Origin of the sequence: Actinocorallia populi, from assembly GCF_002995495.1 — a bacterium.
GTDB lineage: Bacteria > Actinomycetota > Actinomycetes > Streptosporangiales > Streptosporangiaceae > Actinocorallia > Actinocorallia populi.
On record NZ_PVZV01000002.1, the window covers coordinates 911,788 to 926,342 of the forward strand.

Below are 14,555 nucleotides of genomic sequence, written 5' to 3' on the forward strand. Positions count from 1 at the left end.
TCGTCTTGCTGCGCCGTCTCCTCGTCCTGCCCGCCGTGGCCGCCGTCCTGGCCGCCTCGGCCTGCGCTCCGGCGGACAACACCGACACCGAGGCCGCTCCGTCCGCGTCCGCCGCGAACTGCGCCAAGGACAAGCTCCCGGTGAAGACCGCGGGCAAGCTGACCATCGCCACCGACACCCCCGCCTTCGAGCCGTGGTTCAAGGGCGACGACCCGGGCAACGGCGAGGGCTTCGAGGGCGCGGTGGCCTACGCCGTCGCCGAGCGGCTCGGTTTCGCCGAGGATGAGGTCGTCTGGACGAAGGTCGGCTTCGAGCAGTCCTACGCCCCCGGCGACAAGGACTTCGACTTCGACATCAACCAGATCTCCATCACCCCCGAGCGCCAGAAGGCCGTGACCTTCTCCGACGGCTACTACACCGTGGCCCAGGGCGTGGTCACCCTGGGTGACGGGAAGTTCGCCGGGGCCACCACCAAGGAGCAGCTGAAGGACGCCAAGATCGGCGTGCAGGTCGGCACCACCTCGCTGACCGCGGTGCAGGAGCAGCTCCGGCCGGCGACCCAGCCGAGCGTCTTCAACACCCAGATCGACGTGGTCAACGCGCTGAAGAACGGGCAGGTGGACGCCGTCGTCGTCGACCTGCCCACCGCCTTCTACGTGACCGCCGCCCAGATCGAGGGCTCCAAGATCGTCGGTCAGCTCGCCGCCTCCGGCGAGGACGAGCAGTTCGGCCTGCTGCTGGAGAAGGGCAACCCCCTCGTCACCTGCCTGAACCAGGCGATCGGCGAGCTGAAGTCCGGCGGGAAGCTGCAGCAGATCACCGACCAGTGGCTGTCGGACGCGGCCGGGGCCCCCGTCCTGAAGTGAAGTCCTCATCCGAGACGGGCTGGGTCAAGAGCGAACGCCAGCTGGCCAGGGAGGCCCGGCGCCGCCGCAGGGCGGTGACCTCCGGCGTGGTCGCCGGGGTGTCCACCGCGGTGGTGCTGGGCCTGCTGGCGGTCGGGCTGACCGCCTCGCCCGGCTGGCCCAGGGTGCGGGAGACCTTCTTCTCCTGGCCGCACTTCACCGAGGCGTTCCCCGACGTGCTGGCGGGGTTCTGGACGAACGTCAAGATCTTCCTCATCGCCGAGCCGGTCATCCTGGCGGTCGGCCTCGCGGTGGCACTGGTCCGCGGCGTGAAGACCCCGGCGTTCTTCCCGCTGCGGGCGCTGGCCGTGCTCTACACCGACGTCTTCCGCGGCATCCCGACGATCCTGCTGGTCTTCCTGGTCGGGTTCGGCGTCCCCGCGCTCAACCTGCAGGGGGTGCCCGACGACCCGATGGTCCTGGGCGTCTTCGCCCTGATCCTGTCCTACGGCGCCTACGTCGCCGAGGTGTTCCGCTCGGGCATCGACTCGATCCACCCCAGCCAGCGCGCGGCGGCCCGTTCGCTCGGCCTCTCCCAGATGCAGTCGCTGCGCCACGTGGTGCTGCCGCAGGCCGTGCGCCGGGTCGTCCCGCCGCTGCTGAACGACTTCGCGTCCCTGCAGAAGGACACCGCGCTGGTCTCCGTGCTCGGCGTCGTCGAGGCGCTGCGGCAGGCGCAGATCCACTCCTCCAAGACCTTCAACTACACGCCCTACCTCGCGGCCGCCCTGCTGTTCGTGCTGCTGACCGTGCCGATGGCGCGGTTCACCGACTGGCTGGCCGCACGGGCCGAAAGCCGCCGCGCTCCCGGAGGCCGCTGATGCCGCTGCTGCAGATCGAAGGCCTGTGGAAGAGCTACCGGGGCCGTCCCGTCCTGCGCGGGGTGGACCTGGAGGTGGACCCGCACGAGGTGGTCTGCCTCATCGGGGGGTCCGGCTCCGGCAAGTCCACGCTGCTGCGCTGCGTGAACCTCCTGGAGACGGTCGACGACGGGGCGGTCTTCCTGGACGGCCTGGAACTCACCGCCGTGGACGCCGACGAGGACGCCGTCCGCCGGAAGGTCGGCATGGTGTTCCAGCAGTTCAACCTCTTCCCGCACATGACGGTCCTGCAGAACGTCGTCCTGGCCCCCGTCAAGGTGCACGGGAAGGACCGGAGGCAGGCGCGGGCGGAGGCGCTGGAACTGCTGGGCCGCTTCGGGTTGGCCGACAAGGCGGGGGAGTACCCCGACCGGCTGTCGGGCGGCCAGCAGCAGCGGGTGGCGATCGTCCGGGCGCTGGCCGTCCGCCCCCAGGTGCTGCTGCTGGACGAGGTCACCTCGGCGCTCGACCCCGAACTCGTCGGGGAGGTGCTCGACATCGTCCGGGAGCTCAAGGAGCAGGGCATGACGATGATCCTGGCCACCCACGAGATGTCCTTCGCCCGCGACATCGCCGACACCGTGTGCTTCCTGGACGGGGGAGTGCTGCTGGAGCGCGGCTCGCCGGAGCAGGTCTTCACCGATCCGAGGGAGCCGCGCACCCGCGAGTTCCTGGCCAGGACGCAGAGGCGCTGAGCGTCATCTCCCCGCGCGCACCGGCCGCGGCCGCTTGCGGGTGTGGAGCAGTTCGTCGAACCCGGCGCGGATGCCCGCGGCGAACACCTCGATGTCGGGCTGCCCGTCGAAGTCGGCGCTCACCCCGAAGCTCAGCTTGCCGTTGTAGCTGAAGACCGCGGTCCCCACCTGGATGCCGCCGGTCAGCGGCACGTAGGGGAAGAGGTCCTCGATCCGGCGGCCGAGGACGTACAGCGGGAAGCCCGGTCCCGGCACGTTGGTGGTGATCGTCTGCACGACCGGGTTGAACAGGCGGACGGGGATGCGGGCGCCCAGCGCCAGCAGCGCCGGGGCCACGGCCGCGTCGGTGACGCGGGTGAGCTTGGCGCCGACGGTCTCCTGGCCGGTGGCCTTGAGGTCCTCGGTCTGCTCGCGGATCAGCAGGTAGCGCTCGAGCGGGTCGGCCACGCCGACCGGCAGGTTGACGAAGATGGCCGACACCCGGTTGTTGAGCGCCCCCCGCTCCTCCTCGGTGCGCACCGACACCGGCACCCCCGAGCGCACGACCATGTCGGAGGTGAGCACGCCCCGGCCGGCCAGCTGGTCGCGAAAGCCCCGGGTGACCGAGGCCAGCACGACGTCGTTGACGGTGCCGCCGTACCTCTTGCGGATCTTCTGCGCGTCGTCCAGCGGGACGCTCACCCACGGCCAGCGCCGGTGCGGCCCGATCGGCCCGTTGAGCACGCTGGCGGACCTGCGGGTGAACCGGGACGCCTGGCGCGCGACGCCGCCCGCGTAGTCGAGCAGGCGCGGGGCGCGGGGCAGCGAGGCGGCCAGCCGCGGCAACGACCCCACCAGCCGCAGGGGCTGCAGCGTGTTGTCGACCAGGGCCTCGCCGAGCAGCCGCAGCCGGGACGGGCCGTGGCGCGGCACCCACTCCGCGGCGGGCGGCACGGCCTGCGGGGCGTCGGGGTCGAGGTCGAACATCGAGGCGATGAGGTCCATGCCCGCCACGCCGTCGACCATGCAGTGGTGGACCTTGCCGATGAGCGCCCACCGGCCGCCCTCCAGGCCCTCGACCAGCCACAGCTCCCACAGGGGCTTGTGGGGGTCCAGGCGCTGGGCGATGATCCGGCCCGCGAGGTTGCGCAGCTGGTCGGTGCCGCCCGGCGCGGGGACGGCGGTGTGGCGCACGTGGTAGAGGATCTGGAAGTGCGGGTCGTCCACCCAGACGGGACGGCCCAGATGCAGGGGGACGGAGCGGACCCGCTGCCGGTAGCGCTCCACGGCGGGCAGCTTGGCGGCGACGAGCCTGACGAGGTCGCCGTAGGCGGGTGCGGGCCCCTCCAGGATGATCGCGGCGGCCACGTGCAGTGGCGTGTTCTCGTCCTCGATCAGGTAGAAGCTGGCGTCCAGCCCGCTCATCCGTTGCACGATGGTCTTTCCCTCCTTGGCCGTAGGACGGGTAAGGAACGTAGCGAGACAGCTACATACGGCCAGGACTAGAAGTAATCACCCACCGTAGGACCCTGACAACGGAATGGCAGGAATCAGACAGCGAGCTCCTTGGCCGGATGCGGCAGGTCGCAAGGGGGTCTCCGGACGCCCGCGGCCACCACCGCGCCGAGCAGGCAGAGGATCGAGGTGATCAGGAAGATCTCGCGGTACTCGGTGTGCAGTGCCTCTTTCAGCCCCACCTGGTACACCTCGAACTCGGCCTTGAAATTCGGATTCCCGAAAGGCAGCGGGACCGTCAACCCGGCCGTCAATGACTGCAAACGGTGGAAACCGTAAGCCGACAGGGCAGAGATACCCAACAGCATCCCCATCATGCGGGCGACCACGACGGCGGCCGAGGCCACCCCGTGCTGCCCGGCGGGCACCAGCCGCAGGATCGCCGAGGAGACCGGGGCGATCGCCAGGCCCAGCCCGGCGCCGGCCAGCACCAGGTCCACGTCCATGCGCGGCAGCGGCCCGTAGGAGGCGGACGTCGGGTCCAGCGGCCATCCGGAGACCAGCAGGTACCCCAGGGCGGCCAGCGCCATTCCGGCCACCAGCGGCCACCGCTCGCCGTACCGGTGGGCGACGAACCCGCCGAGGACGGCGGCGAGCGCCAGCGCGACGAGGAACCGCGACAGCAGGAACGCGCCCTCGGACGGGGTGCGCTCCAGCAGGGTCGTGGCGATCAGCTGGACGTCCACCAGGGTGACCATCAGCGCCGCCCCCGACAGCAGGCTGACCGCCAGGACGGCGAACACGGGGCTCTTGCGCACCCCGCTCAGGTCCAGCAGCCGCGCGCTCGTCCGCGACTCCCACCACCCGAACAGGACGAGCAGCACCACGCCCGCCGCGATCATCTGCGCCCCGCCGGGCGGCAGCACGCCGTTCTCCGGCTCCTCGTTGTAGGTGCCGAGGACCAGCAGCCCGAGCCCGCCGGCCAGCAGCAGCCCGCCCGGTACGTCCACCCGGCCCGGCCGCGCGGCGCCCCGGCCGGACGGGACGGCGAAGTGGACCGCGGCCATGGCCGCGAGCACCAGCGGCACGTTCACCCAGAAGATCCCGCGCCAGCCGATCAGCGCGGCCAGCCCCGCCCCGTACAGCGGGCCGAGGACGCTGCCCAGCTCCTGCACGGCGCCCACCACGCCGAGCACGACCGGGCGGTCGCGCTCGGCCCACAGGTCGCTCGCCAGCGCCATCGTGATCGGCAGCAGCGCGCCGCCCGCCACGCCCTGCACGACCCGTCCGGCCACCAGCAGCGGGAACTGGTCGGCGAACGCCGTGACGGCCGAGCCGATCGCGAACGCCAGCAGGCAGGCGTGCAGCACCGCGCGGCGGCCGAAGCGGTCCGACAGCTGGCCCAGCAGCGGCATCGCCGCCACGTAGCCGAGCAGGAACCCGGTGATGATGGGGGTGATGCGCTCGGGACGGTTGGCGGGGACGCCGAGGTCCTTGGCCATCTCGGTGAGCACGGTGACGATGACGTAGGCGTCGAGCGAGGCCAGCAGGACGATGGCCCCGCCGGCCCCGATCGCCAGGCTGCGGCGGCTGCGCACGGTCACTGCTTCGGCGCCTCGATCGCCGGATTCGCGTTGAAGTCGGCGAGGGTCAGGGTCGCCGACCCGCCTTCCAGGTTCATCAGGACCTTGGTGAGCCGCTTGTCGTCCTCGTTGATCCACACCGTGCCCTGGAGCGTCTGGGCGGTCTTGACGCCGAGCCCGGCGACGGCGGTGCCGGGCAGGGAGGCCGCGATCCGGACGGTGCCGTCCTCGCGCGCCTCGGTCTTCGCACCGGTGGCCTGGGAGAGCATGAGCGGGATGCCGCGCTCGGGGTCGAGGATGGCGGACGGGTCGAGAATGCTGGTGATCATGGACTTGCCGGTCTTCTGGTAACCGCCCGCGAGGTTGAAGTACAGGTCGGGGCCCACCAGGACGAACTTGGCCTCGATCGTCAGCCCCATCTGCACGGCGGTCACGTCGCCCTGCGCGTCGCCGTTGCGCAGCAGCTCCCCGTTCATCGCCTTGACCGGCAGCCCCGCGGGCTCGCCCTCCGTGGTCAGGGCGAACCCGACGCTGGTGACGTCCTTCATGGCCGCGGCGGACTCCCGCAGCAGGGCCTGGCCGTCGGGGAGCGGGCCGCCGGAGTCCTCCTCCGAGGAGCAGCCGGACATCAGCGCGACGGTGAGCAGCGCCGCCAGGAGGGTGCGAAGTCGGGACATGGCGGTGAGCCTAGCCAGTTCGGCGCAGGAGTGGACAGACCTCGCACGCCGACTTCTCGTTCGGCCTCCAGGGGGACGACGGGAGCGGCGCGTCCCCCCACGGGGTGATTCAGGGGCCCTGCACGACGGGGCGGGTGCGCAGCCCCTCGGGCAGCCGGCGGCCCGCCCGGAAGAGCTCGATGCCCAGCAGCTCGCCCGAGCGGGCGAAGTCCAGGACGGCGGCGAGCTCGCCGTGCCGGTCGCCGACCTCGATCTGCTCGACCGCCTCCTGCGCCTGGTCGAAGACCCCGGCCAGCGCGATGTAGGCGCTGTCGGAGGAGGCCTCGTGCAGCACCCGGATGCGCTGGAAGGGGGAGGGGAACCCCAGGTCCGGCTCACCCCACAGGCGCAGCAGGTGGCTGCGCTCCGAACCGGTCAGCACCCCCCAGACCACCCCGTGGACCAGCTGGAGCGCCTGGACGGAGTCCTCTCCGGCGACCTGGTACCGGCCGTCCCACTCGCCCAGGCCCTCGATCTCGTAGGGGCAGATCCACTCGCCCTGCCCCTCCGGGTCGCGGTAGGGCTGGCCGATGGAGATCACCACGTCCCGGATCCCGTCCCCGTCGTCGTCGTGCAACTGAAGCACCCGCCGTGCGATCACGTTCACAGGGTCGATCTACCGCGTTGTCCCCAGCGGGAAACGACGGGGATGCCGACCAGTGCAGAGGAATACCCGCAGCCGACCCGGGCTCGATCCGCGCTTGGTGACCGACCCGCCACGGGAGGGCGGATCCGGCGCCCCGGCGCAGGCTCCGGCAGGGCTGAAACCCGGTCGAATCGGGTAGGCAGGCAGGTGGGAGAGAGAGTGGGGCGGGTGGGGCTCGAACCCACGACCGGCGGATTATGAGTCCGCTGCTCTGACCGGCTGAGCTACCGCCCCTGGTCTCGTACGGGGCCGGCGGGGAGAGGCCGGGGACCCGATAAGAGAGTGTAGAGCGTGACGGGGGGACGGTGAACACTTCGCGGGAACTGCTGGTCGGGGTGGAGGAGGAATTCCACATCGTCGCGCTGGACAGCGGCCGGTTGACGTCCGCCTCCCCGGCGCTGCTCGAGGCGCTGCCCGGAGACAGGTACAGCGCCGAGCTCCAGGAGGCCACGATCGAGGCGCACAGCGCTCCCTGGGCGCGGCTGGAGGATCTCGCCGAGGACCTGACGGCCACCCGGAAGGCGCTCATCGGCACGGCCGGGGAGCAGGGCCTGGGCGTGCTGGCCTCGGGCACGGCGCCGCTGTTCGACCTGGCGGACCCCGTCGTCCCGCCGCTGCCGCGCTTCCGGCGCATGCACGACCTCTACCGGCGCCTGGCCGGGGAGCAGCTGATCTGCGGGGCCCAGGTGCACGTGGACGTGCCGGACCGCGATCTGGCGGCGCGGGTGCTGCAGCGGCTGGCGCCGTGGCTGCCGGTCTTCCTCGCGCTCAGCGCCGGCTCGCCGTTCTGGCGCGAGGCCGACACCGGCTACGCCAGCTACCGCTCCGTGTTGTGGCAGCGCTGGCCGACCGCGGGGCCGCCGGGGCCCTTCGCCGGCGCCGCCGAGTACGAGGCGCTGGTGGCCGAGCTGGTGGAGCAGGGGACGATCCTCGATCCGGGCATGGTCTACTTCGACGTCCGCCCGTCCTGCCACCTGCCCACGCTGGAGCTGCGGATCTGCGACGCCTGCCCGCGGGTGGACGACGTCGTGCTGCTGGCCGGGCTGTTTCGCGCCCTGGTCCGGCGGGAGTGCGCGGAGGAGGGCGGCTTCCGGCCGGTGCGCGGGGAGCTGCTGCGCTCGGCGACCTGGCGCGCCGCCAGGTCCGGGCTCGGCGGGACGCTGATCGATCCGGCCACGGGCCGTCCGGAGCCCGCGGGCGAGGTCGTCCGGGGGCTGCTGGCGGGGCTGCGGCCGTTCCTGGAGGAGGCGGGGGACTGGGAGCTGGTCTCCGGGCTCGCCGAGGCCCTGCTGGGCAGGGGCGACTGCGCGACCCGGCAGCGCGCCGTCTACGCCCGTTCGGGTTCGTTGCGCGAGGTCGTGGCGGTGCTGCTCGCCGAGACCGGAGGCACCGGCTGAGGGCCGCCAGAGAGCCCAAGAAGGGGTGAAAGTACCTCTAAGGTGCAGTAAAAAGGGCGCATGCCCTCCGAGCCGGACGACATCCTTGCCCGTAAACTCCGCGCGGCCGTCGCCGACGAGATCCCCGCGGCCGTCGAACTGCGGCACCGGCTGCACGCCGACCCCCGCGTCTCCGGCCGGGAGGAGGACACCGCCCGCATGGTCGTGGCGGCCCTGGACGCCGGGCAGGGCGAGCGCGTGGCCGGTACCGGCCGCCTGCTGCGCGTCGGCGGGGCGGGGCCGGGCGTGGTGCTGCGCGCCGAACTCGACGCCCTGCCGCTGACCGAGCGGACCGGCGTGCCCTGGAGCTCGACCGGCGCGGCCATGCACGCCTGCGGCCACGACGTGCACCTCGCCGCGCTCGTCGCCGTCTGCCGCGCCGCCGCCCGGATCGGCGTGGACGTGCCGATGCTCGCCCTGCTGCAGCCCCGCGAGGAGACCCACCCGTCCGGGGCCGAGGACGTGGTGCGCTCGGGCGTCCTGGAGGGCGCCCTGGCGGTGGTCGGCGCGCACGTCCAGCCGCGGCTGCCCGACGGGCACGTCAGCGCCGTCCCCGGACCGGTCAACGCGGCCGCCGACGAGTTCGAGATCACGGTCACCGGGGTGGGCGGCCACGCCGGCTACCCGCACCTGACCCGCGACCCCGTCCTGGCCGTGTGCCAGGTCGTGGTGGCCCTCCAGCACCTGGCGTCCCGGCGGTTCGACCCCGTGCTCGGCGCGTCCTGCACCGTGGGGCACATCAGCGGCGGCAGCGCCCCCAACGTCGTCCCCGACACCGCGGTCGCGCGCGGCACCGTCCGGGTCATGCGGGACGAGGACCGCGCCGAGGCGACCCGGATCATCACCGAGACCGCCGCGCACACCGCCGCGGCCTTCGGCTGCGCCGCCGAGACCCGCATCCACCCCCTGGAACCGGTCCTGCGCAACGACCCGGGCCTCGCCGAGCGCGCCACCGGGGTGCTCAACGGCTTCGGCATCCCGGTCGACCGGGCCTTCCGCTCCTACGGCGCCGACGACTTCTCGCACTACTGCCACCGCACCCGCGGCCTCATGCTCTTCGTCGGCACCGGCACCGACCCGTCGGCGCCCGGCCTGCACCACCCGTCCTTCCTCCCGGCGGACGAGGTCGTCGCCCGGGTGGCCGACGCCCTGGTGGCCGGCTACACCGCGGCCGCCGCGTCCTGATCCCCGCCGCCCGTCCGCGGCGGGCCGGGCGGGCGCACCCGCGGGGACGCCGCGGGGCGGCCGGAAAAGAGCGATCCCCGGGCCTCCTTCGCGGGAGGGCCGGGGACCACCGTCGGCACGGGGCCGTGTCAGATCTGGGTGCGCCGCGGGTTGGCGGTGTTGACCGGCCAGTTGGCGAGGGCGGCGGCCACTTCGTCGTCGGCGGCGACGGGCGTCTCGATCTCCTCGTTCACGGAGGCGGGCGACTGGTCGGTCACGGCTGCTTCTTCCCTTCGCTCTGCGGCGGTCCCGGCGGGAGGCTCGGGTCCGGTCTGGAGACGGATGATGTTACCAGTCAAGGATATCCATCCCCTCGCACGTCAGAGAGCAGGCAAATCGGCCGTCAAGGGCCCATTTACTGTCATATGCCTGAAAACTTGGACTTGTCTAGACCCAACGGGCGGAACGCTCGGCTCCAGGTCAGAAACCCCGCACGTTGAGCAGGGGTTCCTTGACCCCGTCGGGATCGTCGCCGGCGTTCCAGTCGGTGCCCCCGGCGGTGATCAGGGCGTTCCGGACGGCCGACGGGGTGGCCGAGGGGTGGGCGGCCTTGTAGAGGGCGGCGGCCCCCGCGACGTGCGGCGCGGCCATGGAGGTGCCCGAGCTGACCTGGTAGCCGCCCTTGATCCAGGTGGAGCGGATGCACAGGCCGGGTGCGATGAGATCGACGTCGCGGCCGTGGTTGGAGAAGTTCGCCAGGGTGTCGTCGTCGTCGGCGACGCAGGTGGACGCGGCCTTGCCGCCGGGCTCGCCGTCGAAGTCCGCCAGCGCGCTGACGGTGATCACCTCGTCGTAGGCGGCGGGCACCCGCTTGGCGGAGTCGACGGAGGAGTTGCCCGCGGCCACCGCGTAGGTGACGCCGGCGGCCACCGAGGCGCACACCGCCTGGTGCAGGGCGTCGCGGTTGGTGTTGCCGCAGTCGCCGTCGTCGGTGCCGGTGGCGCCGAGGCTCAGGTTGGCGACCTCGATCTCGTCGGCGTTGGCGGTGACGTGGTCGACGCCGCAGATGATCGACGAGAAGGAGCCGTTGCCGGAGTCGTCGAGCACCCGGACGGACCACAGCCGCACGCCCGGCGCCACGCCCACCACGCCCTGCCTGTTGTCGAGGGCGCCGATCGTGCCCGCCACATGGGTGCCGTGGCCGTTGCCGTCGGCGGCCCCCACCCCGCCGGCGCAGTTCTTCGCGCCGGGGGCGTGCACGTTGAGGTCGGGGTGGTCGGCCTGGATCCCGGTGTCGACCACGGCGACGTCGACGTCGACGCGCTCGTCCACGGAGTCGAGGTCGGCGGTGGGGCTGGCCGGGGTGCCGACGCGGGCGATGCCGGTGGAGACGACCTGCGCCTCCAGCCGGACGCGCTGGTCGGTCTGGACGAACATCACCCGCGGGTCGTCGGAGATCTGCCGGGCCGCGGCGGCCGTCATGGAGGCCGCGTATCCGTGCAGGGCGTGGTTGTAGGTGTGCAGGAGTTTCGTCGAGTGCTTCCCGGAATGCTCCTGGGCGATCGAGACGGCGTCGGCGCCCTTCTTCAGCACCACGATGTACCCGTCGGGGTCGTCGGCCAGGACGGCGGGCATGGTGAGAGCGGTGAGAGCGACCGCCATGAGAGAGGCCGGGAACATGCGACGCATGGGGGGCATTCCTTCGGGATCGCGTCCTGCATCGGAACTTGACTCGTTGATGATAAGCCGTCACGTCGATTGTTCGGAGCATTTCGACGCCGTCGGTGAATTCATGTCGCACAACGAACCGGTCATTCCGTGAATATTCACGAAAGGGGAAAAATGCTTTCCGGTGACATGCGGTAACTGATCATGACAAGGCGGGTGATTTTCTGGGATCTCGCGTGAATTTCCGGCGGAGCAGGGGCGCGCCGCCCCGGTCCCCGACCGGGCGGCGGGAAAGGCGCCCGGCGGTCCCGCCCCGTGCGGGGCCGGTCGCAGGCCGTGACCGCGTCGGTATCGATGCGCCATCATTGGGCCCCCCTCGCTGGATCCGCGCTCTGGAACGCCCCATCATGGAGACACACCTGATGGAGACGAAGGGGCGGCACGATGACGACTGACCTCGCGAGCGCGGCCGCGGGCACGGCCGCGCTCGCCGGCGAGTGGCGGGCCGGCCCCACCGCGCCCCGGATGATCCTCGGCGCCCAGCTGCGCCGGCTCCGGGAGGCGCGGAGCATCACCCGGGAGGCCGCGGCCGACGTCATCCGCGGCTCCGAGTCGAAGATCAGCCGGATGGAGCTGGGCCGCCACAAGTTCAAGCCCCGCGACCTCGAGGACCTCCTGGAGCTGTACGGGGTCGTCGAGGAGGCCGATCGCGCCGTCCTGCTGGAGCTGGGCCGCCAGTCCGGCCTGCCCGGCTGGTGGCAGCCCTACAGCGACCTGGTCCCGTTGTGGTTCGAGCCCTGCCTCGGCCTGGAGCAGGCCGCCAGCGTCATCCGCGGCTACGAGATCCGCGCGGTCCACGACCTGCTGCAGACCCCCGACTACGCCAGGGCCGAGCTGGCCCGCCGCCACCAGGGCGAGACCCGGGAGCGCCTGGCCCGGCGGCTGGAGCTGCGCCTGCACCGCCAGGAGGTGCTGACCCGTCCGGGCGGCGCGCGCCTGTGGGTGGTCCTGGACGAGGCCGCGCTGCGCCGTCCGGCGGGCGGCAGGGCGCTGATGCGCGCCCAGTTCGACCACCTGGTCGAGCTGTCCTCCCGCCCGAACGTGCGGATCCAGATCCTGCCGTTCTCCCACGGCGTGCACGCCGCCAGCGGCACCCCGATCACCCTCCTGCGGCTGCCCGCGGGCGACCTCCCCGACGTGGTCTTCCTGGAGCGCCACAACGACGGCACCTACCCCGACCGCGCCGTCGACGTCCTGCGCTACCGCCAGCTCGTCGACGAGATCGGCACGTACGCCCTGCGCCCCGAGCAGACCCCGCAGTTCCTGGACCGCGTCCTGCGCGACCTGTGATCCGCGGCGGCCGCGTCCGGGGCGTCAGTCCTGGGCGAGGCAGCCGCGGACGCCCTCGGTGCGGCCCTGGCCGAAGGCGGTGACGCGCTGGATGGCGTCGCCGTGGGCGGTCGGGTCGGTCCACGCGTAGTCGTCGCCGAAGGCCGACAGCGCGGTGCCGATCTCGGTGGTGTCGCCCTCCTCCCACTCCAGGACGCCGTCGTTCTTGGCGCCCCACAGGACCGCGCCGGCCAGGCAGTCGGCCTGGAGCTCGTTGGCCTCGGCGACCAGGTTCACCTGGAGCCGGTTCTGGACGGCGTGCGCCCACTCGTGCGCGATGACCAGGTAGATCCAGGCGTCGCCCTGGGCGTAGCCCTCGCGCATCAGCTGGAAGTCCCAGGCGATGTAGTCCTCGGGGATGCAGTAGTAGGCGTTGAACGCCTCGGCGAGCTGACCGCCGCAGGAGGGGCGGTGGGGGTCGTCGGCCTGGTAGGCGCCCACGACGCGCGGCGGGGTGTAGGAGCCGGTGAAGAACTCCGACCAGTGGGTGCTCCAGTAGGTGTCGATGACCTGGACGGCGTCGCCGATCTCCTTGGTGACGTCGGCGTCGGAGAAGTGCGCGCCGGGAGCGGGCGGGGCGGTCTGCACGGGGGCGGGGGGCGGGTCTCCGGCGTTGGGCGCCCCGGTGTTGGGGCCGGGCTTCATGGTGGGCGCGTTCGTGAGCGGGGTCCCGACGTCGCCCACCTGGAACCCGCAGCCCGCGGTGGTGGCCACGACGGCGGCCAGCGCGAGGGGGAGGAGGCGTTTGAACATGTCTTGCTCCGGGGGGTCAGGGCGGGGGACCATCCACGACTTCTGACTCCACAAAGGGGAAAACGGTTCGCTTTTCGGGCACGGATCTCGGAGATCGTCACAGGTGGGCGGCCGGGTCGCTCAGGACCCGGCGCAGCGCGCGGCCCGCGGCGCCCAGCACCGCGGCGTCCGGGCCGGTCGCGGAGGGGGCGAGCGCGGGGGGCGCGGGGCGCAGCGCGCCGAGCCGTCCGGCCAGGACGGCCGCGACGTGCGGGGCGAGCCAGGGGAAGAGCGGCACGTAGCAGCCGCCGAGCACGATCGTGCCGGGGTCGAGGAGGTTCACCGCCGAGGCCAGGGCCAGGCCCAGGGCGCGCCCGGCCCGCCCGCACGCCGCCGCGGCCTCCGGATCGCCCGCGGCCAGGGCGCCGGGGGAGGGCAGGACGTCCTGCCCCGCGTACACCTCCAGGCAGCCCCGGCTCCCGCACCGGCAGGCAGGCCCGCCGTCGGCGACGACCACGTGGCCCAGCTCGCCCGCCAGGCCCGACGCGCCGCGCAGGAGCCCGCCGTCGCGGACGATGCCCGCGCCGATGCCGGTCTCGCCGGAGACGTAGAGGAAGTCCCGGGGCGCGCCGCCGAACTCCAGCTCGCCCAGGGCCGCGAGGTTGGCCTCGTTCTCCACCGCCAGGGGGCGGCCGGACGGGAGGGCCGCGACGTCGACGTTCCGCCAGCCGAGATGGGGCGCGTGGTGGATCAGCCCGTCCCCGACCGTCCCGGGCACGGCCAGGACCGTCCCGGCGATCCGCAGGGACGGCACCTCGGCCAGCGCCTCGCCGGCCAGGCGGTCCAGCGCGGCCAGCACCCGGCCGGGGTCGCCGGAGCGGTTGTCGGTGCGGACGGTGCGCCGCGCCCGGACGGCGCGGGTCAGGTCGACCACGCAGGCCGTCAGGGAGCCGACGTTGACCTCCAGGCCGAGCGCGGCGACCCGTTCGCCGCTCAGCCGCACCTCGGTGCCGGGCCTGCCGCGCTCCCCGCCGCGGACGGCCGGCGCCTCGGCGACCAGCCCGGCGGCGAGCAGGTCGGCGACCAGGCTGGAGACCGTGGTCTTGGTCAGCCCGGTGAGCTCGGCCAGCGCGGCGCGGGTCAGCGGGCCGCTCCCGGCGACCTCGCCCAGGACCAGGCCGAGGTTGCGGGCGCGCATCGCCCCGTGGCGTACCGGTTGGTTCACGGTCTTGACGATGCCATCTCCCTGTGGTCGTATTTAGTTCATATTATGGATTAAATCAGGACGGCGCCACCGGCGTACCGGCCGCGGCTCGAGAGGGACCCC

Annotated in this window: 14 protein-coding genes and 1 tRNA gene; 6 read left to right on the top strand and 9 right to left on the bottom strand. The window is 72.8% G+C overall.

Annotated features, from left to right (window positions below):
- Positions 1 to 5: 5 nt before the first annotated feature.
- From C2865_RS11250 to C2865_RS11260, 3 genes are read left to right on the top strand one after another with little or no spacing between them, the layout of a single operon-like run.
- Complete coding sequence (locus tag C2865_RS11250) at positions 6 to 866, top strand: ABC transporter substrate-binding protein (protein WP_198653170.1); 861 nt, start codon at positions 6 to 8, stop codon at positions 864 to 866.
- Positions 863 to 1,726, top strand: coding sequence for an amino acid ABC transporter permease (locus tag C2865_RS11255; RefSeq protein ID WP_106398292.1), 864 nt, complete (start codon positions 863 to 865; stop codon positions 1,724 to 1,726). The genes C2865_RS11250 and C2865_RS11255 overlap by 4 nt, the downstream gene beginning before the upstream one ends.
- A complete protein-coding gene (locus tag C2865_RS11260; RefSeq protein WP_106398293.1) occupies positions 1,726 to 2,460 on the top strand; it encodes an amino acid ABC transporter ATP-binding protein in 735 nt (244 codons plus the stop codon). The genes C2865_RS11255 and C2865_RS11260 overlap by 1 nt, the downstream gene beginning before the upstream one ends.
- Before the next feature lie 3 nt (positions 2,461 to 2,463).
- Here C2865_RS11260 and C2865_RS11265 read toward each other — a convergent pair whose 3' ends face one another.
- The 5 genes from C2865_RS11265 to C2865_RS11285 all read right to left on the bottom strand — a co-directional run bounded on the left by C2865_RS11265 (position 2,464) and on the right by C2865_RS11285 (position 7,073).
- Positions 2,464 to 3,864, bottom strand: a complete 1,401-nt coding sequence (locus tag C2865_RS11265; protein ID WP_106398294.1) for a WS/DGAT/MGAT family O-acyltransferase — start codon at positions 3,862 to 3,864, stop codon at positions 2,464 to 2,466.
- 125 nt (positions 3,865 to 3,989) lie between these two features.
- On the bottom strand, positions 3,990 to 5,498 hold the full coding sequence (locus C2865_RS11270; RefSeq protein WP_332873350.1) for an MFS transporter: 1,509 nt from the start codon (positions 5,496 to 5,498) through the stop codon (positions 3,990 to 3,992).
- Complete coding sequence (locus C2865_RS11275) at positions 5,495 to 6,154, bottom strand: LppX_LprAFG lipoprotein (RefSeq protein WP_106398295.1); 660 nt, start codon at positions 6,152 to 6,154, stop codon at positions 5,495 to 5,497. The genes C2865_RS11270 and C2865_RS11275 overlap by 4 nt, the downstream gene beginning before the upstream one ends.
- Before the next feature lie 109 nt (positions 6,155 to 6,263).
- Complete coding sequence (locus C2865_RS11280) at positions 6,264 to 6,794, bottom strand: DUF6968 family protein (RefSeq protein ID WP_157963662.1); 531 nt, start codon at positions 6,792 to 6,794, stop codon at positions 6,264 to 6,266.
- Between the two features lie 205 nt (positions 6,795 to 6,999).
- Positions 7,000 to 7,073, bottom strand: a tRNA-Ile gene (locus C2865_RS11285).
- 71 nt (positions 7,074 to 7,144) lie between these two features.
- Here C2865_RS11285 and C2865_RS11290 point away from each other — a divergent pair.
- Together C2865_RS11290 and C2865_RS11295 are read left to right on the top strand one after the other, a co-directional pair.
- Complete coding sequence (locus C2865_RS11290; RefSeq protein ID WP_232835517.1) at positions 7,145 to 8,236, top strand: carboxylate-amine ligase; 1,092 nt, start codon at positions 7,145 to 7,147, stop codon at positions 8,234 to 8,236.
- Positions 8,237 to 8,296: 60 nt separating this feature from the next.
- The gene (locus C2865_RS11295) at positions 8,297 to 9,460 is read left to right on the top strand and encodes a M20 metallopeptidase family protein (RefSeq protein ID WP_106398297.1); all 1,164 of its coding nucleotides are present in this window, start codon (positions 8,297 to 8,299) and stop codon (positions 9,458 to 9,460) included.
- Between the two features lie 128 nt (positions 9,461 to 9,588).
- Here the strand turns inward: C2865_RS11295 and C2865_RS41385 are convergent, their stop codons facing one another.
- Both C2865_RS41385 and C2865_RS11300 read right to left on the bottom strand, forming a co-directional pair.
- Positions 9,589 to 9,717: a hypothetical protein gene (locus tag C2865_RS41385; protein ID WP_269802707.1), complete on the bottom strand. Its 129-nt coding sequence runs from the start codon at positions 9,715 to 9,717 to the stop codon at positions 9,589 to 9,591.
- Positions 9,718 to 9,919: 202 nt separating this feature from the next.
- The gene (locus C2865_RS11300; RefSeq protein WP_106398298.1) at positions 9,920 to 11,128 is read right to left on the bottom strand and encodes a S8 family serine peptidase; all 1,209 of its coding nucleotides are present in this window, start codon (positions 11,126 to 11,128) and stop codon (positions 9,920 to 9,922) included.
- A 423-nt stretch (positions 11,129 to 11,551) separates the two neighbouring features.
- On the opposite strand from C2865_RS11300, the gene C2865_RS11305 reads away from it, so the two are divergent.
- Positions 11,552 to 12,457: a helix-turn-helix domain-containing protein gene (locus tag C2865_RS11305; protein WP_106398299.1), complete on the top strand. Its 906-nt coding sequence runs from the start codon at positions 11,552 to 11,554 to the stop codon at positions 12,455 to 12,457.
- A gap of 24 nt (positions 12,458 to 12,481) precedes the next feature.
- Here the strand turns inward: C2865_RS11305 and C2865_RS11310 are convergent, their stop codons facing one another.
- Entirely contained in the window at positions 12,482 to 13,249 is a 768-nt protein-coding gene (locus C2865_RS11310) for a neutral zinc metallopeptidase (RefSeq protein ID WP_106398300.1), read from the bottom strand.
- A gap of 97 nt (positions 13,250 to 13,346) precedes the next feature.
- A complete protein-coding gene (locus C2865_RS11315) occupies positions 13,347 to 14,453 on the bottom strand; it encodes an ROK family transcriptional regulator (protein WP_106398301.1) in 1,107 nt (368 codons plus the stop codon).
- Positions 14,454 to 14,555 lie beyond the last annotated feature (102 nt).